This window comes from Uniformispora flossi (assembly GCF_049534875.1).
Taxonomy (GTDB): domain Bacteria; phylum Actinomycetota; class Actinomycetes; order Streptomycetales; family Streptomycetaceae; genus Yinghuangia; species Yinghuangia aomiensis.
This window is the reverse complement of record NZ_JBMULZ010000009.1, coordinates 141,457-162,159: the sequence shown is the minus strand read 5'-3', so window position 1 is coordinate 162,159 and position 20,703 is coordinate 141,457. Positions and strand designations below refer to the sequence as shown.

Genomic DNA, 20,703 nt, shown 5'->3' with positions numbered 1-20,703 from the left:
CATGCAACTCGACCACGTCTCGTACGCCGTGTCCCCCGAGGAATTCGTCTCCACCGTGGGGCGGCTCGGATCACTGCTCGGCGCCCCGTTCCAGGACGGCGGCGTGCACCCCCGGTTCGGCACCCGCAACTTCGTTCTTCCGCTGGCCGGCGGCATGTACCTGGAAGTCGTCACGCCGCTGGACCACCCGGCGACGGACTCCGCGCCGTTCGGCCGCGCCGTCAAGCAGCGCGCCGAACTCGGCGGCGGATGGCTCGGCTGGGTGGCCCGCGTGGACGACATCGGCGCCGCCGAGGAGCGCCTCGGCCGGCCCGCGGTGGACGGTCACCGGGTGCGGCCCGACCGGGTGGACCTCAAGTGGCGGCAGATCGGCGTGCTCGACCTGATGGACGACCCGCAGCTGCCCTACATCATCGAGTGGCTGGATATGAACCAGCACCCGTCGGCCGACGCCCGCACGACCGTGTGCATCCGCAAGCTCGCCATCGCGGGCGACCCGGCGACGGTGTCGCAGTGGCTCGGCGAACCGGAGAACCACCCGCTCGACGACGTCGACGTCGACTGGTCCGCCCCGGGCGCCCCGGACGACGATGACGACGCGGGTTCGGGCCTCCTCGCGGTGTACTTCGAAACCCCGGACGGCATCGTCCGCATCGACTGACCCGGCCGCGGCAGGCGGCCGAGGACGCTACCGGGCGGGCGCGAACCTCAGCGCGCTCAGCCCACCGGAGTGCCCCGGCCGCGCCGCACCCGGGCGCCGACCCGGTCCCAGCGGACGGTCCGCAGGACGCCGACGCCGGCGATCAGGCAGATCGCCAGTTCGGGCCAGTAGCCGACCCGGTCGGCGAGCGTCGTGCCGTCCCGCAGCGGCAGCTTCGCGACGAGGTAGTCCGGCTCCCACAGCCCGGTCTTCTGCAGCACCGTGCCGTCCGGCGCGACGATCGCGCTGATGCCGACGGTGGACACGACCACGGTGGCCCGGTTGTGCTCGACCGCACGGATCCGCGACATGTCCAGCTGCTGCTGGCTCTGGCCGGCCTGGATACCGCGCTCATAGGTGGCGTTGTTGGTCTGCACGACCATGAGGTTCGCGCCCGGCGTGACCGTGCTGCGCACGTTGCCGTCGTAGCCGACCTCGTAGCAGATGGTGTCGGCGAGGACGATCGGGCCGACATGGAACAGCTGGGGCTTGTCCGGACCGGGCTGGAAGTCGCGCGGGATGAGCTGCAGGTCGCCGAGGCCGCCGATGACGTCCCGCATCGGGATGTACTCGCCGAACGGGACCAGGTGGCGCTTGGCGTACCACTCGCCGGGCCCCGGCTGCGCCTGCGGCGTGCCGTCGGCGTTGGTCGCCGGACGCCACATCAGCCCCGCGTTGTACGGCCGGTCACCGGGGCCGTCGAGGATCGCGCCGACCAGCACGGGCGCGCCGATGTCGTTGACCGCGGCGTCGATCATCGGCCGCAGGTCCCCCAACGCGAACCGCGGGTCGGTGTCCGTCGCGTTCTCCGGCCACAGCACCAGGTCGGGCTGCGCGACCTTCCCGGCCTTGACGTCCGCGGCCAGCTGCTCGGTGACGTTGACGTGGTTCTGAGTGACGTTCTTGACCCGGGTCTGCTCCTCCAGGTTCCGCGCCTTCGGCACGTTCCCCTGCACCGCCGCGACGGTCACCTCGGGCCCGCCGCCGGAGCGCGCGGGCAGCAGCAGCGGCCCCGCCGCGACCAGGCCGACCGACCCGGCCAGCATCGCCGCCGCGCCCCGCCGCCCCCACGCGCCGTCGGCGAGCACCAGCCAAGCCAGCGCGACCGGCACCAGCACCACGATCAGGCTCAGCCCGGGCGCTCCGGCGACGCCCGCCCAGCCGAGCGCGGGCGAATCGGCCTGGCTGAACGCGAGCCGTCCCCACGGGAACCCGCCGAGCGGTTCGCGCCCCCGGATCGCCTCGACGGCGATCCACCACGCGACCGCCCACAGCGGCCACGCGCGGCTGCGCAGCAGTGCGGGCACCGGCATGGTGAGCAGCCCGAACAGCGCCGACTCGGCGACGGTGAGGCCGATGTAGGGGGCCCAGCCGAGATTGCTGAGCCAGAAGATCAGCGGCGCGAAGAGCGCGAGGCCGAAGGCGAAGCCGTAGGTGAACGCGGTCTTCGCCCGGCGTCCGCGCAGGGCGACGAAGAGCAGCGCGGGCCCGACGAAGGCCAGCGGCCACCAGCCGACCGGCTGGAACGAGGCGAACAGCACGAGCCCGCCGAGCGCGGCGACCACGCGGCCCCAGCGGCGGGACAGCGGCCGCCCGAACACGGTGGGCACAGGGTCGGGCGCGGGGGCGCCGTCGACCGCTTCGGCGACGTCCTCGTGTCCGGTGGCTGCCCTCGTGTCCATGCCGCGTATCTCATCACAAAACTACGGCGCCCAGTCCCGACGCGATCACGGGTCGGCGTTCCCCGGCCGACCCGCTTTCCGCCTACTTCACCTCCACCACCGGAAGCCGCAGTGCTCCCGGGGCCGCTTCGGGAACGGCGGGGTGGTGCGGGGCGACGTACCCGATGCGGCGGTAGGCCTCCCCCAGCGCCGGCCGCGGGTCGGCCTCCCCCTTGTTGGGCCACATCGCGCTCGCCCGCTCGGCCTGGGCGGTGATGGTGAGGGACGGGTTGACGCCGAGGTTGGCGCTGACCGCCGCGCCGTCGAACACGTGCAGGCCGGGATGCCCGTACACGCGCTGGTACGGGTCGATCACGCCGGTCTCCGCCGAGTCCCCGATCACGCACCCGCCGAGGATGTGCGCGGTCATCGGCACGTTGAACAGGTCGCCCCAGGTGCCCCCCGCCATGCCGCCGAGCCGCTTGGCGAGCCGTTCGACGGCCTCGTGCCCGGCCGGGATCCAGTTCGGATTGGGCCGCCCGTGGCCCTGCCTGGTGGTGATGCGCGTTTTCCCGAGCAGGCCGCGCTTGCGGTAGACGGTCAGCGAGTTGTCTATCGACTGCATGACGAGCGCGATGATCGTGCGTTCCGACCAGTTCCGCACCGACATCATGCGGGCCTTGCGCGGGTCGCGGAGCAGTTGCCCCACGAACTGCCGGACGCGGGGGCGGTCGCCGTCGGTGAGCAGGGTCTGCAGCAGCCCCATGGCGTTGGAGCCCTTGCCGTAGCGCACCGGTTCGATGTGGGTGTCGGTGTCCGGGTGGAACGACGAGGTGATCGCAACTCCCGCGCTGGCGTCGACCACGCCGGTCTTCAGCGCCGCCGCGCCGAGCAGCGCCTCGGAGTTCGTGCGGGTCAGTTCGCCGAGGCGGCGGGAGAGCCGCGGCAAGGTGCCTTCGCCGGCCATCCGGTGCAGCAGGCGCTGGGTGCCGAGGGTGCCCGCGGCGAAGACCACCTGGTCGGCGGTCCACGTGCGGTGCCGGCCGCGGCCCCCTCGGGCTCGCGTCGCCACTGTCTCGACCGCGTAGCCGCCGCCGGTCAGCGGGCGGACCCGGCGCACGGTGCGCTCGGCGTGCACGACGGCGCCGGCCTGTTCGGCGAGGTGCAGGTAGTTCTTGAGGAGGGTGTTCTTGGCGCCGACGCGGCAGCCGGTCATGCACGCGCCGCATTCGGTGCACGTGGTGCGCTCGGGTCCGGCGCCGCCGAAGTACGGGTCGGCGACGCGCTGCCCGGCCTTCTGGCCGTCGCCCGGGAAGAGCACGCCGACCGGCGCGAGGTGGAAGGTGCCGCCGACGCCCATCTCGTCCGCGACCGCCTTCATGTGCACGTCGGCGGGTGTCATGTGCGGGTTGACGACGACGCCGAGCATGCGGCGGGCCTGCCGGTAGAAGGGCGAGAGTTCGGCCTGCCAGTCGGTGATGTGGCCCCACTGCGGGTCGCGGAAGAACGGCGCGGGCGGCTCGTAGAGGGTGTTGGCGTAATTGAGCGAGCCGCCGCCGACCCCGGCGCCCGCGAGCACGACGACATCCTTGAGCACGTGGATGCGCTGGATGCCGAACATGCCGAGCTTGGGCGCCCACAGGTAGTTGCGGAGGTCCCACGAGGTCTTCGGCAGCTGGGCGTCGGCGAACCGGCGACCGGCCTCGACCACGCCGACGCGGTAGCCCTTTTCGGTCAGCCGGAGCGCGGCGGCCGAGCCGCCGAAGCCGGAGCCGACGACGATCACGTCGTAGTGGTGCCGCGGGCCCGCGACGGACGGCTCGGCCCCGTCGGCCGGGTGCGGCCTGCTCTGCTCGCTCGTCATGGCGCCGGACATTACTACCCGGTAACTCCGCTGTGAAGCCCCGCACGCGGGCGTTCACGACGTGTCCGGATACCTCACCCGCATCCGGAGCCTCTCCTCCCACATGGCAGCAACTGCCGCAATTTTCCACCAATTTGCCGATCAGTCGACAGAGGGGCCACGCACAGTAATTCACCGGTATAGGAACCTTGCGACGCTGGGCACCCGGGGGTAGACGTGGGGCGAGCCGGGAACGCCGGTGCGGCGGGCGCGGCTCGGGCGGGGGCCGGGGCCACGGTCGCCGGCAGAGTCGGACGGAGAGCCTCTATGCCACAGGACGTGCACTTCTCGATTCCCTTCCCCTCGCGGATCAGCCCGGACTTGGACCGGGCCCGGGTGCGGAACCTGGACTGGACGTGGAACCACGGCCTCGTACGGGGCGAGGCCGGGCTGCGCGAGTACGCGTCGTGGGACTTGGCCCAGGCGGCCGCCCGCACGTACCCGTATGCGACCGGTGACGACCTCGACATGCTGATCAACTGGTTCGGCTTCGCGTTCCTGTTCGACGATCAGTTCGACGCGTCAGGCGACAAACCCGCGCAGGTATCCGCGGTGGCGCGCGAGATGATCGCCATCCCCTTCCGCCCGGCCGGTACACCGCCGGAAATCGTCTGCCCGGTGACACTCGCGTGGGTCGAGATCTGGCCGCAAATGAGCGAGGGCATGTCGCTGACCTGGCAGAACCGGTTCGCGAGCAACTGGGCGCGGTTCATGGCAGCGGCGGTGTGCGAGATCCACCTCGCGTCGCACCGGCAGATCATGGACCTCGCGGGCTACTCGGCACTGCGCCAGCACACCGTGGGCCTGCAGCATTCGCTCGACGCCATCGAACGGATCGGCCGGTTCGAGGTTCCGCCGCAGGTCCAGGCGCACCCGGTGATGGCCGCGCTGCGGCACACCACGACCGACTGCATCGCCTACATGAACGACGTCCACTCCCTCGACCGCGAGGAAGGCCGCGGCGACCAGCACAACCTGGTCACCGTCCTGCAGGCGGAACTCGCGTGCGACCGCGCGGCGGCACTGGAGGCGGCCATCGAGATCACCTACGAGAAGCTCCACGAGGTCGTCGAGCTGATCGACCGCATCCCGGCCATGTGCGACGAGCTGCAACTGACCGACGAGGACCGCGAATCCGTCGACCGGGCCGTGGAGGGCTGCGCGAACTGGATACGCGGCAACTACGAGTGGGGCCTCAACAGCGGCCGCTACGCCCCCAAGCAGCCGACCCGTGTCGCGGGTGCCCCCGCCCCGTACCTGCAGAGCCTGGACCGGCTGCCGCAGGCGGGGTGACCCCGGGGCCGCGACAGCGCCCGGGCCGGCTTGCGGGAGCCGGCTCGAGGGCGCGCGAGCGCTCGGACCGGGGCGGTCCCGGCGCGGCCGGGCGGGCCGCCCCAGCCCGATATCTCCCCGTTCGGCTTCTCGTGGCCGGTGCGCCGGAGTTCTACCCTGGAGGCACACGGGCTTTCTGCCGAGCCATCGGAGCTTGCCATGGCCGTAGTTGTCGTCGTTGTCGTCGTCGTGGCCCTCATCGCGCTGATCACGGCCGCTCGCGGGGCGCGGGTGATCCAGCAGTACGAGCGCGGTGTCGTCTTCCGCCTGGGCCGCGTCCAGGGCGAGACCCGTCCGCCGGGCATGACGATGGTCGTGCCGATCATGGACCGGGTCCGCAAAGTGAACGTCCAGATCGTGACCATGCCGGTGCCGGCGCAGGAGGGCATCACCCGCGACAACGTGACGGTGCGCGTCGACGCGGTCGTGTACTTCCGGGTCCGCGACCCGGTCCGCGCGATCGTCGAGGTGCAGGACTACACGTATGCGATGTCGCAGGTCGCGCAGACCTCGCTGCGGTCGATCATCGGCAAGAGCGACCTCGACGACCTGCTCACCAACCGCGAGCCGCTCAACCAGGGCCTGGCGCTGATGCTGGACTCCCCCGCGGTCGGCTGGGGCATCGAGATCGACCGCGTCGAACTCAAGGACGTCGCGCTGCCCGAGTCGATGAAGCGGTCGATGTCCCGCCAGGCGGAAGCCGAGCGGGAACGCCGCTCGCGCATCATCACCGCGGACGGCGAACTGCAGGCGTCCGAGAAGCTCGCCGCCGCCGCGCAGGTCATGTCCCAGACCCCGACCGCGCTGCAACTGCGACTGCTGCAGACCATCGTGGAAGTCTCCGCGGAGAAGAACTCCACGCTGATCCTGCCGTTCCCGGTCGAGCTGCTGCGCTACCTCGACAACGCCGGCGCGGAACTCGGCTCCCGCGCTGCCGAGCGCGCGGCTCCAGCGGCCGCTGCCGCGGGCACCCCGGAACTGCCGGCGGCCCCGGAACCCGCGGCTGCGGCGGCGTCACCGCCCGCCTCGTCATCCGCCCCGTCGTCCGCCCCGTCATCCGGCTCGTCGTCCCCTTCGTCGGCCGGGCAGCCGGACCTGCTGCGCACCATGGCCGCCAAGCTCGCCGAGGCGATGAGCACCGAAGACGAGCAGGTCACCAGCCCGAACAGCGACAACCCGCGCGGCAGGCCGCCCGAGACACCCGACGAACCGCCCGCAGGGGCCTGAATCCGGTCAGCCGACCGACCGGCACCGCCCGCGCCCGAACCGCGCCGCCGCGCACAGCAGCCCGACGGTGCCGAGCGCCACGAATCCGCCGACCAGCCGCTGCCCGCTCCGCTCGCCGTGCCCGCCCTTTCCGCGGCGGCTCCGGCACTCGTGTGCGTCCATGTGCCCGCCGCTGGACCGCCACGACATCACCGAACCGCGTGAATCGGCCGACATGACCGACCACAGCGATCCCGACGACAGGGCCGATCCGATGCTCAGCCACGATCCGATCGAGAACGCCGACGCCGCCGACCCGATGGACCCGATCGACGCGGCCGACCCAATGGACCCGATCGAGAGAACCGATCCTTCGGACGCGATCGACAGCACCGAGCCGTGGGACCACAGCGACAGCACCGAACGCCCGGACCGCCCCGGCCGGTTCACCTTGCCTTCACGCTCCGCATCACCCATTCCCCCATCGTGCCCCACGCGCCCCTCCCCCACCGAATCCCGCCACGCCGCCGCGCGCCCCGGGCCCCGGATACGCCGCAGCCCCCGCGTCCACGGAGGAGACGCGGGGGCTGCTTCAGGCGCGGATCAGGGCGCCGTCACTTGTTGATGCACACGTTCCCGGCCGTCGGGTTCAGCAGCCCGATGATGTTCACCGAGTTGCCGCACACGTTGATCGGCACGTGGATGGGCACCTGGACCACGTTGCCCGACAGCACACCCGGCGAGCCCACCGCGGCACCGTTGGCCCAGGCGTCGGCCGACGCGGTCCCGGTGGCGAAGGCGAGCGCGGCACCGGTGGCAGCCAGCGTCACGGCAGTCTTCTTGACCCAGTTCGTCACGTGAATAACTCCCTACGAGCCTCGGAAAAACCAGGAGCCCGCCACGGACCGGCGGCCTCCTGATCCACCGTCGGCGCCGCGACGCCCGATGACAACCGGCAACCGGGTGAAAACGGAGGGTTATTTTTTGCAGGGGCGAACCGGCTCAAAGCCGGTCGACCCCGGTCACGCGCACCACCGCACGCCCCTCGTCGTCCGACGCGGCCAGGTCGACCTCGGCGCTGATGCCCCAGTCGTGGTCGCTCTCCGGGTCGTCGAAGATCTGCCGGACCTGCCAGCCCCAGTCCTCCTCCTCGACCAGCAGCATCTTCGGCCCGCGCGCGTCCGGCCCGGTGCCCAGTTCGTCGTGCTCGGCGTAGTAGGCGCCCATGGCCTCCGCCCAGCGGTCGGCGTTCCAGCCGTTCTCGCCGTCCAGCTCTCCGAGGTCGAAGTAGCGGCGCAGTGCCGCGAGTTCGACGCGGCGGAACAGGGCGTTGCGGACCAGCACGCGGAAGGCGCGGGCATTGGAGGTGACCGGCCGGGTCTTCTCCTCGAGGACGTCGGGCCCGGCGGCTTCGACCGCCTCGGGGTTGGCGAGCTGTTCCCACTCGTCGAGGAGGCTGGAGTCGACCTGGCGGACGATCTCGCCGAGCCATTCGATGAGGTCGAGCAGTTCGTCCGTCTTGAGGTCGTCGGGCACGGTCTGCTGGAGGGCCTTGTAGGCGCTCGCGAGGTAGCGGAGGACGATGCCCTCGGCTCGGGCCAGCTCGTAGTAGTTGGTGAACTCCACGAAGGTCATGGCCTGTTCGTACATCGTGCGGACGATGGACTTGGGGCTGAGTTCGTGGTCGCCGACCCACGGGTGTCCGGTGCGGTAGACCTCGTAGGCGTGGTCGAGCAGCTCGTCGAGGGGCTTCTCGTAGGTGATGTCCTGGAGCAGCTCCATGCGCTCCTCGTACTCGATCCCGTCGGCCTTCATCTGCGCGACGGCTTCGCCGCGGGCCTTGTTCTGCTGAGCGGCGAGGATCTGCCGGGGGTCGTCGAGGGTGGCTTCGACGACGGACACCATGTCGAGCGCGTACGACGGCGACTCCCGGTCCAGCAGGTCGAAGGCGGCGAGCGCGAAGGTCGACAGCGGTTGGTTGAGCGCGAAGTTGTCCTGGAGGTCGACGGTGAGGCGGACGATGCGCCCTTCCGCGTCGGGCGCCTCCAGCCGCTCGACGATGCCGCCGTCGAGCAGCGACCGGTAGATCGCCACCGCGTCGCGGATGTGCCGGCGCTGGGCGGGCTTGTCCTCGTGGTTGTCGGTGAGCAGGCGGCGCATCGCGTGGAAGGCATTGCCGGGCCGGCCGATGACGGAGAGCAGCATCGCGTGGCTGACCTTGAAGCGCGAGGTCAGCGGTTCCGGTTCGGCGGTCTGGAGGCGGTCGAAGGTTTCGCCGCTCCACGACACGAAGCCTTCGGGGGCCTTCTTGCGGACGACCTTGCGGCGCTTCTTGGGGTCGTCGCCGGCCTTGGCCAGCGCGCGCAGGTTCTCGATCTCGTGCTCGGGCGCCTGGACGACCACGTGGCCGACGGTGTCGAACCCGGCCCGTCCGGCGCGGCCGGCGATCTGGTGGAACTCGCGGGCCCGGAGGCGGCGCACCCGGGTGCCGTCGTACTTGGACAGCGCGGTGAACAGCACGGTGCGGATCGGCACGTTGACGCCGACGCCGAGGGTGTCGGTGCCGCAGATGACCTTGAGCAGCCCGGCCTGGGCGAGGCGCTCGACGAGGCGCCGGTACTTGGGCAGCATGCCGGCGTGGTGCACGCCGATGCCGTGCTTGACCCAGCGCTCCAGGTTGCGGCCGAACTTGGTGGTGAAGCGGAAGTGGCCGATGAGGTCGGCGATCGCCTTCTTCTCCTCCTTGGAGGCGAGGTTGATGCTCATCAGCGACGCGGCGCGCTCGACGGCGGCGGCCTGCGTGAAGTGCACGACGTAGACGGGCGCCTGGCCGACCCGCATGAGTTCTTCGAGGGTCTCGTGGATCGGCGTGGTGACGTACTCGTAGGTCAGCGGGACGGGCCGGACCGCCGACCGGACGACCGCGGTGGACCGGCCGGTGCGCCGGGTCAGGTCCTCCTCGAACCGGGCGACGTCGCCGAGCGTCGCGGACATGAGCACGAACTGGGCGTGCGGCAGCTCGATGAGCGGGATCTGCCAGGCCCAGCCGCGGTCGGGTTCGGCGTAGAAGTGGAATTCGTCCATGACGACCTGGCCGACGTCGGCGTCGCCGCCGTCGCGGAGCGCGATCTGGGCGAGCACCTCGGCGGTGCAGCAGATGATGGGCGCGGTCGCGTTGACGGACGCGTCGCCGGTCATCATGCCGACGTTCGACGTCCCGAAGGCTTTGACCAGGTCGAAGAACTTCTCGGAGACCAGGGCTTTGATCGGCGCGGTGTAGAACGTGCGCACGCCGCGGGCCAGGGCGTAGTAGTGGGCGCCGAGGGCGACCATCGACTTGCCGGAGCCGGTGGGGGTGCTGAGGATGACGTTCGCGCCGGAGACGACCTCGATGAGGGCTTCCTCCTGCGCCGGGTACAGGCTGATCCCGCGCTCCTCCGTCCACGCGGAGAAGGCCTCGAAGAGGCTGTCGGGGTCGGTGTCGGAGGGGAGCCGGTCGATGAGGTTCACGCCCCCCATCCTGCCTGCTCCGGGCGGCGGCCGGGGAACCCGGTCCGACGGGCCCCGCGGCGGTGCGGGGCCCTGCGGACGGATCGGCCGACCGGCGGGCCCGCAGGGTCGGCGGGGTCGGCGGGGTCGGCGGGTCAGCGGGTCAACGGGTCAACGGGTCAACGGGTCAACGGGTCAGGACGACGACGCGGCCGTCGACGTTGACCACGTGGCCGCCGCCGAACCGGGCGAGCGGTCGATCCCAGTGCACGTGGCCGCAGACGGTGAGCTGGGTGGCGCCTTCGAGCAGGTGTTCGCTGATGACGGGGTTGCCGTACTGCTCGCGGCGGGCGCCGTGCGGGCCCTCGTGCAGCACGAGGACCTCGGGGGCGGCTTTGCCGACTGCGGCGAGGAGGGCGAGGAACTCTTCCTCCGCTCTGCGGTCGGTGCGTCTGGGATCGCCTATGACACCGCTGACCCCGCCGAACCGGACGCCGCCGTACTCCACGCAGTCGCCGTCCAGGAGCGCCGCTTCGCTGCCGAGCCCGGCGACCTCTTCGGCGGTCAGCAGGTCGTGGTTTCCGGCGACGCCGACGATCCACGCGCAGCCCGCCGCGGCGAAGGCCAGCCACACGTCGACGACCTCGCCGGACGCGCCGCGCCGGTTCGCCCGGGGTGCGGAGTAGAGGTCGCCGGCCAGCACGACGCCGGTGCGGTCGAGGGCCGGGAGGAGGCCGCTCGCCGACCACACGGCCATGTGGTCGGCGAGCGCGATGCCCAGCAGCACGTCCTCGCCGCCGTAGGGCGAGGGAGCGATGCCTTGCAGGTCGCCGGTGAGGACGACGGCGTCGACGCCCTCGGGGAGCGTGTCGACGCGGAGGTTCTCGACGGTCAGGAGCGCGCTCTCGGTGCCTCCGCCCCGGCGCGCACGCCGGTATCGCACCTGGGTGACCTGCTCCACTTTCCCATTGAGAACGCGCATGTCTCCCAAGGTACGGCTTCACACTGTCGACATGCCGCGGTGGATCACCCCCGATTACCGCCGCTGCCTGGCATCTTCCCGCCCCGGGCGGCCGCCGGGGACGGTCCGCGGGTCAGTGCCGGACGGACAGCCGGAGGCGCGGCCGCCGCCCCGGCGCATCGGCGGCGCCGAGCGCGGGGGGCGTGCGCGGGTCGCGCACCCAGGCGAGCAGGAGCATCGACACCAGGGCGGCGAGGGCGCACCACGTGGAGGCGAATTCCACCGTCCACAGCCAGCCGCAGACGAGGGCGCCGACGGCCCCGACCGCGCCGAAGCGGACCAGCCAGCGGTCGCCGGACGCGAGGAGCGCGCCCAGGGTCGCGACGAGGTATCCGGCGATGACCGGATGAGGGTTGGGGATGCCGATGGCGTATTGCACGGTGTGTCCGTGGATCTCGGCGCGGACCCCGGAGGACATGGCGTCGAGGAGCAGTCCGGCGACGACGGCCCCGACGGCGAAGAACCCGCCGAGCACGATGCGGCGGTTGCGGGAGGCCTGCGGCCACATGGCGACGAGCACGCCGAGCGGGACGAGGAAGGGCAGGAGCGGGAAGGCTATGAACGCCCATATGTTCCGCGCGAGTTCGGCGGTTCCCGGGGCGGTTTGCCCGAGTTCGCCGCGCCACACGAACGCTTCGACGAGCTGGTGGAATCCGAGGACGAGCGGGAGCGTCGCGAGCGGGATGTCGCGGGGCCGCCGTACCGAGGCGAGCGTCGCAATCCCGACCGCGCTGACCACGGTTCCGGCGGTGATGTCCGCGGTGGGGCTCCAACACATGCTTTGTGACGCTCCGTTCTCGTTCCAGCCTGGCACACGGGCCTCGCGCCCGCCCGCGGGAGGTCCGGGATATACCTGGACTTCTGCGGCCGGCGGCCCAGCCGGTCGCCCGAGGGCAGGAGGCCCCGATGGCAGCGCACTCCCCCGAGCACCGCTACGGCGTCGAGATCGAGTGGACCGGCAACACCGGCGGCGGGACGGCCGACTACCGCAGCTACAGCCGCGACCACGACGTGCGCATTCCCGGTAAGCCGACCCTTCTCGGTTCGGCGGACCCCGCGTTCCGCGGCGACGCGGCGCGGTGGAACCCGGAAGACCTTCTGGTGGCGTCGCTCAGCGAGTGCCACATGCTGTGGTTCCTTGCGCTCGCGGCGCAACAGGGCGTGGTGGTGACGGCCTACCGGGACCGTGCCGAGGGCCTGATGGTCACCGAGGCGGACGGCGCAGGGCAGTTCACCGAGGTCGTGCTGCGGCCGGAGGTGACGGTGGCGGACGCGTCGATGGCGGCGAAGGCGGATGCGCTGCATGCCACGGCGCATGCGAAGTGCTTCATCGCCCGGTCGATGAACTTTCCGGTCCGGCACGAGGCGACGACCGCGATAGCCGGGTGAGCGCACGAGCAGGCGCACGAGCGGGCGCACGTGTGAGCGCGGCTGTCGGCATGCGACCGGGGAGTGACGTCACTCGCACGTGTGGTTCCGCAGAGGTCGTTTTCGGCCCCTGACGTTCCGTCACAGGTAGGGCATAGTGCGCCGTTTCGCCGACGGCCGGAACTTAAGCCTTCCTTAAATCGGCGACAGCAGGTGTTCAACGGCCCCAGATCTCGTTAACGTTGCACTGCAGGCCGTCGGGTATACATGGGGCTCCCCCCCTCCGGACGGCCGAGGCTCGACCCAACCCCCCAGGGTCTGTGCCATAAGGGGACTTGGTCCCCTGGCGCGGGTACACCCACCCCCACCCGGTGTGCCCGCGCCCCTTTCTTTTCCCCGGCACGTTCTCCGCGGCGCGTTCGCGACTGTTGCCCTTCCTGACGCGTTTCCGGATTCCGCGGTTCCGTGCCGCCCGGCCGGGTAGCTTCCCCGACACGCCGACACGCCTTAGCGGCCGGACTTCGCGCGTGCCCGGCGTCCGCGGCGGCCGGTGCGGGCCGCGGGCGGGCGGGCGCCGGCGCCGAAGCGTACGGCGATCTGGGCGCCGCCGAGCACCGACCGCTCCAGCCGCACGGCGCCGCCGCTGGTTTCCGCGACGCGCCGCACGATGTCCAGGCCGAGGCCGGTCGATCCGTCGCCGCCGTGGCCGTGTCCGCGGCGCAGGGCGCTTTCCGGGTCGGCGATGCCGGAGCCGCCGTCGGCGACCAGCAGGATGACGGTGTCGGGGCCGCCGACGTGCAGGGTGACGGCGAACGGCGAGCCTTCCGGGGTGTGCCGGAAGATGTTGCCGAGCATCGCGTCGATGGCGGCGGCGAGTTCGGCGCGCGGCACGGGTACCCGGACGGGGCCGTCCGCGGCTTCCGCGCCGTCGAGCCGCCAGTCGCGTTCCTCGTCGTCGGCGAGGGCGGACCAGAACGCCATGCGTTCGCGGACGACTTCGGCCAGGTCGGAGCCGGCGGGTTCGGCGACGGCTTCGGTCTGGCGGCGGGCGGTGCGGATGATCCGGTCGACTTCGCGTTCGAGCTGGGCGACGGCGTGCCGGGTCTGTTCGGCGACTTGGCCGTCGCCGAGGGACGCGGCGTTGAGGCGCAGCGCGGTGAGCGGGGTGCGCAGACGGTGCGACAGGTCGGCGGCGAGTTCGCGTTCCGCGGCCATGAGTTGCTCGACGCGGTCGGCCATGCTGTTGAAGGCGTGCGCGGCGTCGCGCAGTTCGGTGGGGCCCTCGGGGGTGAGGCGCACGGTGAGGTCGCCGCCGCCGAGGGTCTGGGCGGCGCCGGACAGGCTCTTGGCCGAGCGGACGACGCGGGCGCCGAGCCGGTCGGCGACCACCAGCGACCCGCCGACAAGAGCGACGGCCACGCCGGTGAGCACGAGCCAGGCTTTGCCGACGCCGCGGCTGAGCTCGCCGCCGGGGACGTAGACCTCGACGACGGTGACCTGCCCGTTGAGCGCGACCGGCTGGAGCAGCACCCAGCCGCCGCTGGTGGGCACCCGGAAGGCCTGGGTGCGGTCGCGGGCGCGCTGGAGGTCGCGCGGGTCGGCGTGCGGGTGGCCGATGACGGCGGTGCCGGGCAGGTAGATGGCCATGCGGCCCTCGGAGCCGGCGGTGGCTTTGGCGAGTGCGGGTTCGAGGGCGACGGGGTCGGTGGTGATGGCCAGCGCCGGCTGGAGTGCGGCGGCCTGCCGTTCGGCGTCGGAGAACGCCCGGTCGCGGGCGATCTCGCGGACGACCAGCCCGAGCGGGATGAGGAACGCGAGCGCGACCATGGTGGTCACCGCGAGGGCGACCCGCAGGACGGTGCTTCTCATCGGCGGGCCGTCATGCGGGAGGCTCGAGCTTCACCCCGACGCCGCGCACCGTGTGCAGGTAGCGCGGCTGGCGGGCGGTTTCGCCGAGCTTGCGGCGCAGCCACGACAGGTGGACGTCGATGGTCTGGTCGTCGCCGTAGGCCTGGCCCCAGACTTCGGCGAGGATCTCGCGGCGCGGCACGACGGCGCCCGCGCGCGAGGCGAGGAACGCGAGCAGGTCGAACTCGCGGCGGGTGAGGTTGAGGGGGGTGCCGTCGAGGTCGGCTTCGCGGCGGCGGATGTCGATGCGGAGTCCGCCGCACTGCAGGACGTCGCCGGTGGTGCGCCCGCGGGTGCGGCGCAGCACCGCGGAGAGCCGGGCGCCGAGGTGTTCTCCGGAGAACGGCTTGGTGACGTAGTCGTCGGCGCCCGCGTTGAGGAGCCGGACGACTTCCGCCTCGTCGTCGCGGGCGGTCGCGATGATGACGGGGACGTCGGATATGCCGCGCAGCATCTTGAGGGCTTCCCCGCCGTCCAGGTCGGGCAGCCCCAGATCGAGGATGACCACGTCGAAGGGATGCTGGGCGACCTCGCGGAGCGCCTCCAACGCGGTGCCGACGCTTCGCACCCCGTGGGCCTCCTGGGAGAGGTACCGGATCAGCGCGGACCGTACGAACTGGTCGTCTTCGACCACAAGCACCTGTGCCATGGCGTGAAACCGTATCGTCCGACGATCGAACCAGTGCAACTTCCCGGCGAATCCCGACCCGGAACCGTTTCCTCCGCCTCGGCAGGGCAGGATGTGCCGCGTGCGACGAGCGATCACGAAGGTGGGGGCGTGGACCGCGGTGACGGCCGCGGCTGTCGCGCTGTCCTGGTACGGCGTCCGCAGCGTGCTGCGCGACACCGTCTTCGAACCGCCGCGTGCCCCGGCCTTGGGAGCGCAGCACAGCGACGGGCCGCCGCCCGTCCCGCCGACGATTTCCGCGACGGCGCGGCCAACCGGCTCGCCTTCCGCGTCGCGGTCGACGGTCCCGGTGTCGCCCGCGCAGGCGAGTAGCCCGAAGGCGCCGACGAGCGCCCCGGCCGCTCCCCCGAACGCCCGCGGCAAGGCCGACAGCGGCGTCGACGGCGCCGGTCCGCATGCCTACGAGGTGCGCGGCGGCCGGGCTTCCTTCACGTTCAACTACAGCCCGGATTCGGCCACGCTGATCTCCGCGACGCCCAACCCGGGCTGGTCGTCGAAGGTGTGGACGAGCGAGCAGTGGATACGTGTCGACTTCACCCGCGGCACCGCCACGTCGTCGATCTTCGTCACCTGGAACGACCACCCGCCGCTCGCGGAGACCTACGAAGCGTGAGCGGCGAGCCCGCTCCCGAGCCGTCCGCCGGTTCACCCGCCCGGCCCATCCGTGCAGGCCACCGGCACAATCCTCCGCAACGCCCGCATTTCCGCTCGTAACACCCTGCTCATCGCCCTCTGCTTTCCGTCCCTCACCAACCGCGCGCATGCCGCCGTTACCCAGCGGGTAGGCGCCTCGCGGGTTGAGTCGAGGGAATCCTCCAGGAGAGGGCGATATGTCCCACGCCACGACGGCAGCCAACGCTGCCCACGCAAACGCCGCGATACCCCTGACCGAAGCCGCGGCCGAGGAGTACGCCGCCGAGGCGTCCTTCCGGACCGGCACGCCGCACCGGGTGGGCGTCGAGATCGAATGGCTCGTCCAGGACGCCGACGATCCGGCCCGCCACGTCACCGGCGAACGCGTCTTCGCCGCCCTGTGCCCCGCGGACCTGCCGGCCGGCGGGGCGATCACCCTGGAGCCGGGCGGCCAACTGGAGCTGAGCAGCGCGCCCCAGCCCGACCTGGAGCGATGTATCGAGGCGGCGCGCCGGGACGCCGCGATCCTGCGCGGGACCGCCGCCGAAGCGGACCTCGTCCTGACCGGCACCGGGGTCGACGCCTACCGCGCGCCGCACCGCATCCTCCAGACGCCGCGCTACACGGCGATGGAGCGCTACTTCGACCGCCGCGGCCACTGGGGCCGCGTGATGATGTGCAGCACCGCCTCCGTGCAGGTCTGCCTCGATCCCGGCGACGACTCCGCGTCCTGGTCCGGGCTGCGCCGCCGTTGGGCGCTGGCCCACCGGATCGGCCCCGTACTGCTCGCCGCCTTCGCGAACTCGCCGCATCACGGCGGACGTTCCACCGGCTGGGTGTCCACCCGCCAGCTCGCCTGGTCGCGGCTCGACGGCTACCGCGCGCGACCGCCCGCGCACCCCGACGGGGACCCGCGCGAGGTGTGGTCCCGGTACGTCCTCGACGCGCCCGTGATGTGCATCCGCCGCGACGAGCCGCGCGAATGGCTCGTGCCCGACGGCCTGACCTTCCGCGCCTGGACGCGCGGCGCCCTGCGCCCGGCCCCCACCGCGGCCGACTTGGAGCTGCACCTCAGCACGCTCTTCCCGCCCGTCCGCGCGCACGGCACGCATCTGGAACTGCGCATGCTCGACGCGCAGCCCGGCGACGGCTGGACGGTGCCGCTGGCCATCGCCACGGCGCTGCTCGACGACCCGGAGGCCGCCGAGGCGGCCTGGGTGCACACCGAGCAGCTCGCCAAGTCCGCGGCCGACGCGCCGCCGTTCGCGTGGTGGCTGCGCGCCGCCCGCTTCGGCCTGGCGGAGCCGCTGCTCCGGACGACCGCCCGCGCTCTCACGGCCGCCGCGCTGGACGCCCTGCCGGGGATGGGCGTGAGCCCGGACGTGTTCACGGAATGCGTGGAGTTCGCTTATCGCTACACCGATCGGGGGCGTTCCCCGGGAGACGACCTGCTGCCGGGGGCCGCGCACGAAAGGGCCCGCCATGCCGCACCCGCAGTCTGAACAGAACCCCTCCGAGCCGCGGACCACCGCGCACGACCCGGCCAGTTCCGGCTACACGCCCGCGGAGGCGTGGATCGCGCTGGAGGCGGCCCGCGTCCGCACCGCGGGGCTGACCGACCCGGTCGACGAGGCGGACCTGGTGCGCCAGCACTCGCCGCTCATGTCGCCGCTCGTCTGGGACCTCGCGCACATCGCCAGCCAGGAAGAGATCTGGCTGCTGCGCAACGTCGGCGGCCGCGACCCGCTGCGGCCGGAGATCGACGACCTGTACGACGCCTTCCGCCACCCGCGCGCGTCGCGCCCCCAGCTTCCGCTGCTGGATCCGGCCGAGGCCCGCGCGTACGCCCACGAAGTGCGCGGCAAAGTGCTGGACCTGCTCGACCGGGCACCCGGCGACGATCCGCTCACCCGCGACGCGTTCGCGTTCGGCATGATCGCCCAGCACGAGCAGCAGCACGACGAGACCATGCTGGCGACCCACCAGCTACGGGCCGGGGCGCCGGTCATCGACGCACCGGACCCGCCCGCCGCGATCGACCTGCCGCCGGACGAAGTGGTCATCCCTGCGGGCACGTTCACCATGGGAACGTCCACCCACCCGTGGGCCCTCGACAACGAGCGGCCCGCCCACGAGGTGGCCGTCGCCGCGTTCGCCCTCGACACCAGTCCGGTGACCTGCGGCGCGTACATGCGGTTCATCGAGGACGGCGGCTACGACGATCCCCGCCTGTGGACCGACGAAGGCTGGCGCCACCGATCCGACGAGGGCATGACCGCGCCGCTGTTCTGGCAGCGCGACGGCCGCGAGTGGCTGCGCCGCCGCTTCGGCGTCCTCGAACCGGTGCCGCCGGGCGAACCCGTCGTGCACGTGTCCTGGTACGAGGCCGACGCCTTCGCCCGCTGGGCCGGACGCCGCCTGCCGACCGAAGCCGAATGGGAGAAAGCCGCCCGGCACGACCCGGAGACGGGACGCTCGCGCACCTACCCCTGGGGTGAGGAGCCGCCGCGCGCCGCACACGCCAACCTCGGCCAGCGGCACCTGCGCCCGGCCGCGGCGGGGGCCTACCCGGCGGGCTCGTCGGCCTACGGCGTCCGGCAGCTGCTGGGCGACGTGTGGGAGTGGACGGCATCGGACTTCACCGGCTACCCGGGCTTCCGCGCGTGGCCCTACCGGGAGTACTCCGAGGTGTTCTTCGGCCCCGACTACAAGGTGCTGCGCGGCGGTTCGTTCGGCACCGACGCGGTGGCGTGCCGAGGCACCTTCCGCAACTGGGACTACCCGCAACGGCGGCAGATCTTCGCGGGCTTCCGCACCGCGCGCGACGCCGGGCCGGTGGCCCGCGGCTCGGGGGCCGTCTGATGTGCCGGCATCTGGCGTACGTCGGGGACGAGACGACGCTGCGCGCGCTCGTCGTCGACCCGCCCGGCGGCCTCTACGAGCAGTCGTGGCGGCCCCGGCACCAGCGGCACGGCACGGTCAACGCGGACGGGTTCGGCGTCGGCTGGTACGTCGACGGCGACCCCGTCCCGGCGCGCTACCGGCGCGCGGTGCCGATCTGGGCGGACCCGTCGTTCGCCGACGTCGCCCGGGTCACCCGGACCCGGGTGCTGCTCGCCGCCGTCCGCTCCGCGACCGCGGGAACGGCGGCGGGCGAGGAAGCCGCCGCGCCGTACCGCGACGGCCCCTGGCTGTTCAGCCACAACGGCACCCTCGACGCCTGGCCCGACGGTCTCGGCACGCTCGCCGCCGACCTGCCGCCGGAGGACCTGCTGCGCCTCGAAGCACGCTGCGACTCGGCGCTGCTGTGGGCGCTGATCCGGCGGCGGCTCGCCGACGGCGAACCCGCCGGCGCCGCGGTCGCCGCGATGGTCGAGCGGGTCGCCGCGCACACCGCAGGCCGGTTCAACGTGCTGCTGACCGACGGCGAGACGGTCACCGCGACCGCCTACGGGGACACGTTGTTCGTCGCGGAACGCCCCGACGGGGTGCGGGTCGCCTCCGAACCGTCCGACGACGGCGACTGGCGCCAGGTCCCGGACCGGACCCTCGTGACCGCCGACCGCAAAGCCGTCCGCTTCCGCCCGCTCGGGAACGGACGGGCCAGACCCCCGGCCACCTGACCCGGCAGCCGGACTCCTCGTGCCAGATCTCTTCCACCGGACGTGCTTTGCCGGACTCTCCGCCATCGGCTCCGCGCTTTCGCCGGGCCGCACGGACACCATCGACAGGAGCTGATCACCCGTGACCGGAACGACCAGGCTCAGCGTGCGCGGCCACCTCCCCGAGGGCTACCTCGCCGACGCGCTGCGCCGCGACGCCGAACTCGGGCTGACCGCGCATCCGAAACGCCTGCCGCCGAAGTGGTTCTACGACGCGCGCGGCAGCAGGCTGTTCGAGGAGATCACCAAGCTTCCCGAGTACTACCCGACCCGCGCCGAACGCGAGATCCTGCGCCGCAACTCGCTCGACATCGCCGAGTCGCTGCCCGCGCACACCCTCGTCGAGCTCGGCTCCGGGTCGTCCGAGAAGACCCGGCTGCTGCTGGACGCGCTGCGCGCGGTCGGGTCGCTGGAACGCTATGTGCCGGTCGACGTCAGCGCCCCGGCGCTCGTCGAGGCCGGCGAGTCGCTGCTGCGCGACTACCCCGACCTGACCGTCGAGGCGGTCGTGTCCGACTTCGACGCCCACCTGGGCATCCCGGAGGAGCCCGGGCCGAAGCTCGTCGCGTTCCTCGGCGGCACCATCGGCAACCTCACGCCGGACCAGCGCGGGGTGTTCCTCGCCGCGGTCCGTTCCCAGCTGCGGGCCGGGGACGGGCTGCTGCTGGGGGCGGACCTGGTGAAGGACCCGGAGGTGCTGGTCCGCGCCTACGACGACGCGCAGGGCGTGACGGCCGAGTTCAACCGCAACGTGCTGCACGTGCTCAACCGCGAGCTGGACGGCGACTTCGTACCGGAGCGCTTCGAGCACGTCGCGGTGTGGGACTCCGAGGACGAGTGGATCGAGATGCGGCTGCGGTCGCTCGGCGACCAGACGGTCAAGCTGGGCGGCCTGGACCTGGTCGCGGAGTTCGCGGACGGCGAGGAGATGCGCACGGAGATCTCCGCGAAGTTCCGGGCCTCGGGGCTCGCGATGGAACTGGAGCGGGCGGGCTTCGCGGTCGCCCGGTGGTGGACGGACCCGGAGAACCGCTTCGGGCTGGCGCTGGCCATCCCCGTGTGAGGCAGCGGTTCACCTTCCCGGCGTCGTTCGGCGGGCGGCCGCGTCCGGCGGGCTCGGTTTCGACCGGGC

At 72.3% G+C, this 20,703-nt stretch carries 18 protein-coding genes; 9 read left to right on the top strand and 9 right to left on the bottom strand.

Annotation, left to right across the window (positions count from 1 at the left end; genetic code table 11):
* The first annotated feature begins 1 nt into the window (after window position 1).
* Entirely contained in the window at window positions 2-661 is a 660-nt protein-coding gene (locus ACPA54_RS21195) for a VOC family protein (protein ID WP_423532043.1), read from the top strand.
* A gap of 56 nt (window positions 662-717) precedes the next feature.
* On the opposite strand, the gene lnt is transcribed toward ACPA54_RS21195, so the two are convergent.
* A complete protein-coding gene (lnt, locus tag ACPA54_RS21190; protein WP_423532041.1) occupies window positions 718-2,382 on the bottom strand; it encodes an apolipoprotein N-acyltransferase in 1,665 nt (554 codons plus the stop codon).
* Between the two features lie 82 nt (window positions 2,383-2,464).
* The gene (locus ACPA54_RS21185; RefSeq protein ID WP_423532039.1) at window positions 2,465-4,225 is read right to left on the bottom strand and encodes a GMC oxidoreductase; all 1,761 of its coding nucleotides are present in this window, start codon (window positions 4,223-4,225) and stop codon (window positions 2,465-2,467) included.
* A gap of 306 nt (window positions 4,226-4,531) precedes the next feature.
* On the opposite strand from ACPA54_RS21185, the gene ACPA54_RS21180 reads away from it, so the two are divergent.
* Window positions 4,532-5,557, top strand: coding sequence for a terpene synthase family protein (locus ACPA54_RS21180; protein ID WP_423532037.1), 1,026 nt, complete (start codon window positions 4,532-4,534; stop codon window positions 5,555-5,557).
* 198 nt (window positions 5,558-5,755) lie between these two features.
* Window positions 5,756-6,823 (top strand): slipin family protein, encoded by a 1,068-nt coding sequence (locus ACPA54_RS21175; RefSeq protein WP_423532035.1) that lies wholly within the window; start codon window positions 5,756-5,758, stop codon window positions 6,821-6,823.
* A gap of 6 nt (window positions 6,824-6,829) precedes the next feature.
* On the opposite strand, the gene ACPA54_RS21170 is transcribed toward ACPA54_RS21175, so the two are convergent.
* From ACPA54_RS21170 to ACPA54_RS21150, 5 genes are all read right to left on the bottom strand, one after another.
* Window positions 6,830-7,279 (bottom strand): hypothetical protein, encoded by a 450-nt coding sequence (locus tag ACPA54_RS21170; protein ID WP_423532033.1) that lies wholly within the window; start codon window positions 7,277-7,279, stop codon window positions 6,830-6,832.
* A gap of 137 nt (window positions 7,280-7,416) precedes the next feature.
* The gene (locus ACPA54_RS21165) at window positions 7,417-7,659 is read right to left on the bottom strand and encodes a chaplin (protein ID WP_423532031.1); all 243 of its coding nucleotides are present in this window, start codon (window positions 7,657-7,659) and stop codon (window positions 7,417-7,419) included.
* A 145-nt stretch (window positions 7,660-7,804) separates the two neighbouring features.
* Window positions 7,805-10,321 (bottom strand): DEAD/DEAH box helicase, encoded by a 2,517-nt coding sequence (locus ACPA54_RS21160; protein ID WP_423532029.1) that lies wholly within the window; start codon window positions 10,319-10,321, stop codon window positions 7,805-7,807.
* Between the two features lie 157 nt (window positions 10,322-10,478).
* Window positions 10,479-11,273 carry a metallophosphoesterase family protein gene (locus ACPA54_RS21155; protein WP_345675148.1) on the bottom strand — a complete coding sequence of 265 codons (795 nt, stop codon included), beginning with the start codon at window positions 11,271-11,273 and terminating at the stop codon, window positions 10,479-10,481.
* Window positions 11,274-11,385: 112 nt separating this feature from the next.
* Entirely contained in the window at window positions 11,386-12,090 is a 705-nt protein-coding gene (locus tag ACPA54_RS21150) for a DUF6629 family protein (protein WP_423532027.1), read from the bottom strand.
* A 128-nt stretch (window positions 12,091-12,218) separates the two neighbouring features.
* On the opposite strand from ACPA54_RS21150, the gene ACPA54_RS21145 reads away from it, so the two are divergent.
* Window positions 12,219-12,701 (top strand): OsmC family protein, encoded by a 483-nt coding sequence (locus ACPA54_RS21145; protein ID WP_423532025.1) that lies wholly within the window; start codon window positions 12,219-12,221, stop codon window positions 12,699-12,701.
* A gap of 486 nt (window positions 12,702-13,187) precedes the next feature.
* On the opposite strand, the gene ACPA54_RS21140 is transcribed toward ACPA54_RS21145, so the two are convergent.
* Window positions 13,188-14,549 (bottom strand): HAMP domain-containing sensor histidine kinase, encoded by a 1,362-nt coding sequence (locus tag ACPA54_RS21140; protein WP_423532023.1) that lies wholly within the window; start codon window positions 14,547-14,549, stop codon window positions 13,188-13,190.
* A gap of 10 nt (window positions 14,550-14,559) precedes the next feature.
* Window positions 14,560-15,237, bottom strand: coding sequence for a response regulator transcription factor (locus tag ACPA54_RS21135; protein WP_345675152.1), 678 nt, complete (start codon window positions 15,235-15,237; stop codon window positions 14,560-14,562).
* A gap of 100 nt (window positions 15,238-15,337) precedes the next feature.
* On the opposite strand from ACPA54_RS21135, the gene ACPA54_RS21130 reads away from it, so the two are divergent.
* From ACPA54_RS21130 to egtD, 5 genes are all read left to right on the top strand, one after another.
* Complete coding sequence (locus tag ACPA54_RS21130) at window positions 15,338-15,889, top strand: hypothetical protein (RefSeq protein WP_423532021.1); 552 nt, start codon at window positions 15,338-15,340, stop codon at window positions 15,887-15,889.
* 217 nt (window positions 15,890-16,106) lie between these two features.
* Complete coding sequence (egtA, locus tag ACPA54_RS21125) at window positions 16,107-17,411, top strand: ergothioneine biosynthesis glutamate--cysteine ligase EgtA (RefSeq protein ID WP_423532019.1); 1,305 nt, start codon at window positions 16,107-16,109, stop codon at window positions 17,409-17,411.
* A complete protein-coding gene (egtB, locus tag ACPA54_RS21120; RefSeq protein WP_423532018.1) occupies window positions 17,392-18,771 on the top strand; it encodes an ergothioneine biosynthesis protein EgtB in 1,380 nt (459 codons plus the stop codon). Before egtA ends, egtB begins: the two co-directional genes overlap by 20 nt.
* Window positions 18,771-19,532, top strand: coding sequence for an ergothioneine biosynthesis protein EgtC (egtC, locus tag ACPA54_RS21115; protein WP_423532016.1), 762 nt, complete (start codon window positions 18,771-18,773; stop codon window positions 19,530-19,532). Before egtB ends, egtC begins: the two co-directional genes overlap by 1 nt.
* A gap of 121 nt (window positions 19,533-19,653) precedes the next feature.
* A complete protein-coding gene (egtD, locus tag ACPA54_RS21110; protein WP_423532014.1) occupies window positions 19,654-20,634 on the top strand; it encodes an L-histidine N(alpha)-methyltransferase in 981 nt (326 codons plus the stop codon).
* Window positions 20,635-20,703: the final 69 nt, after the last annotated feature.

Bases quoted from the DNA above. Each gene is read 5' to 3' on its own strand.
- ACPA54_RS21195 (WP_423532043.1), top strand. From the start codon at position 2: ATGCAACTCGACCACGTCTCGTACGCCGTGTCCCCCGAGGAATTCGTC.
- lnt (WP_423532041.1), bottom strand. From the start codon at position 2,382: ATGGACACGAGGGCAGCCACCGGACACGAGGACGTCGCCGAAGCGGTC.
- ACPA54_RS21185 (WP_423532039.1), bottom strand. From the start codon at position 4,225: ATGACGAGCGAGCAGAGCAGGCCGCACCCGGCCGACGGGGCCGAGCCG.
- ACPA54_RS21180 (WP_423532037.1), top strand. From the start codon at position 4,532: ATGCCACAGGACGTGCACTTCTCGATTCCCTTCCCCTCGCGGATCAGC.
- ACPA54_RS21175 (WP_423532035.1), top strand. From the start codon at position 5,756: ATGGCCGTAGTTGTCGTCGTTGTCGTCGTCGTGGCCCTCATCGCGCTG.
- ACPA54_RS21170 (WP_423532033.1), bottom strand. From the start codon at position 7,279: ATGGGTGATGCGGAGCGTGAAGGCAAGGTGAACCGGCCGGGGCGGTCC.
- ACPA54_RS21160 (WP_423532029.1), bottom strand. From the start codon at position 10,321: ATGGGGGGCGTGAACCTCATCGACCGGCTCCCCTCCGACACCGACCCC.
- ACPA54_RS21155 (WP_345675148.1), bottom strand. From the start codon at position 11,273: ATGCGCGTTCTCAATGGGAAAGTGGAGCAGGTCACCCAGGTGCGATAC.
- ACPA54_RS21150 (WP_423532027.1), bottom strand. From the start codon at position 12,090: ATGTGTTGGAGCCCCACCGCGGACATCACCGCCGGAACCGTGGTCAGC.
- ACPA54_RS21145 (WP_423532025.1), top strand. From the start codon at position 12,219: ATGGCAGCGCACTCCCCCGAGCACCGCTACGGCGTCGAGATCGAGTGG.
- ACPA54_RS21140 (WP_423532023.1), bottom strand. From the start codon at position 14,549: ATGAGAAGCACCGTCCTGCGGGTCGCCCTCGCGGTGACCACCATGGTC.
- ACPA54_RS21135 (WP_345675152.1), bottom strand. From the start codon at position 15,237: ATGGCACAGGTGCTTGTGGTCGAAGACGACCAGTTCGTACGGTCCGCG.
- egtA (WP_423532019.1), top strand. From the start codon at position 16,107: ATGTCCCACGCCACGACGGCAGCCAACGCTGCCCACGCAAACGCCGCG.
- egtB (WP_423532018.1), top strand. From the start codon at position 17,392: ATGCCGCACCCGCAGTCTGAACAGAACCCCTCCGAGCCGCGGACCACC.
- egtC (WP_423532016.1), top strand. From the start codon at position 18,771: ATGTGCCGGCATCTGGCGTACGTCGGGGACGAGACGACGCTGCGCGCG.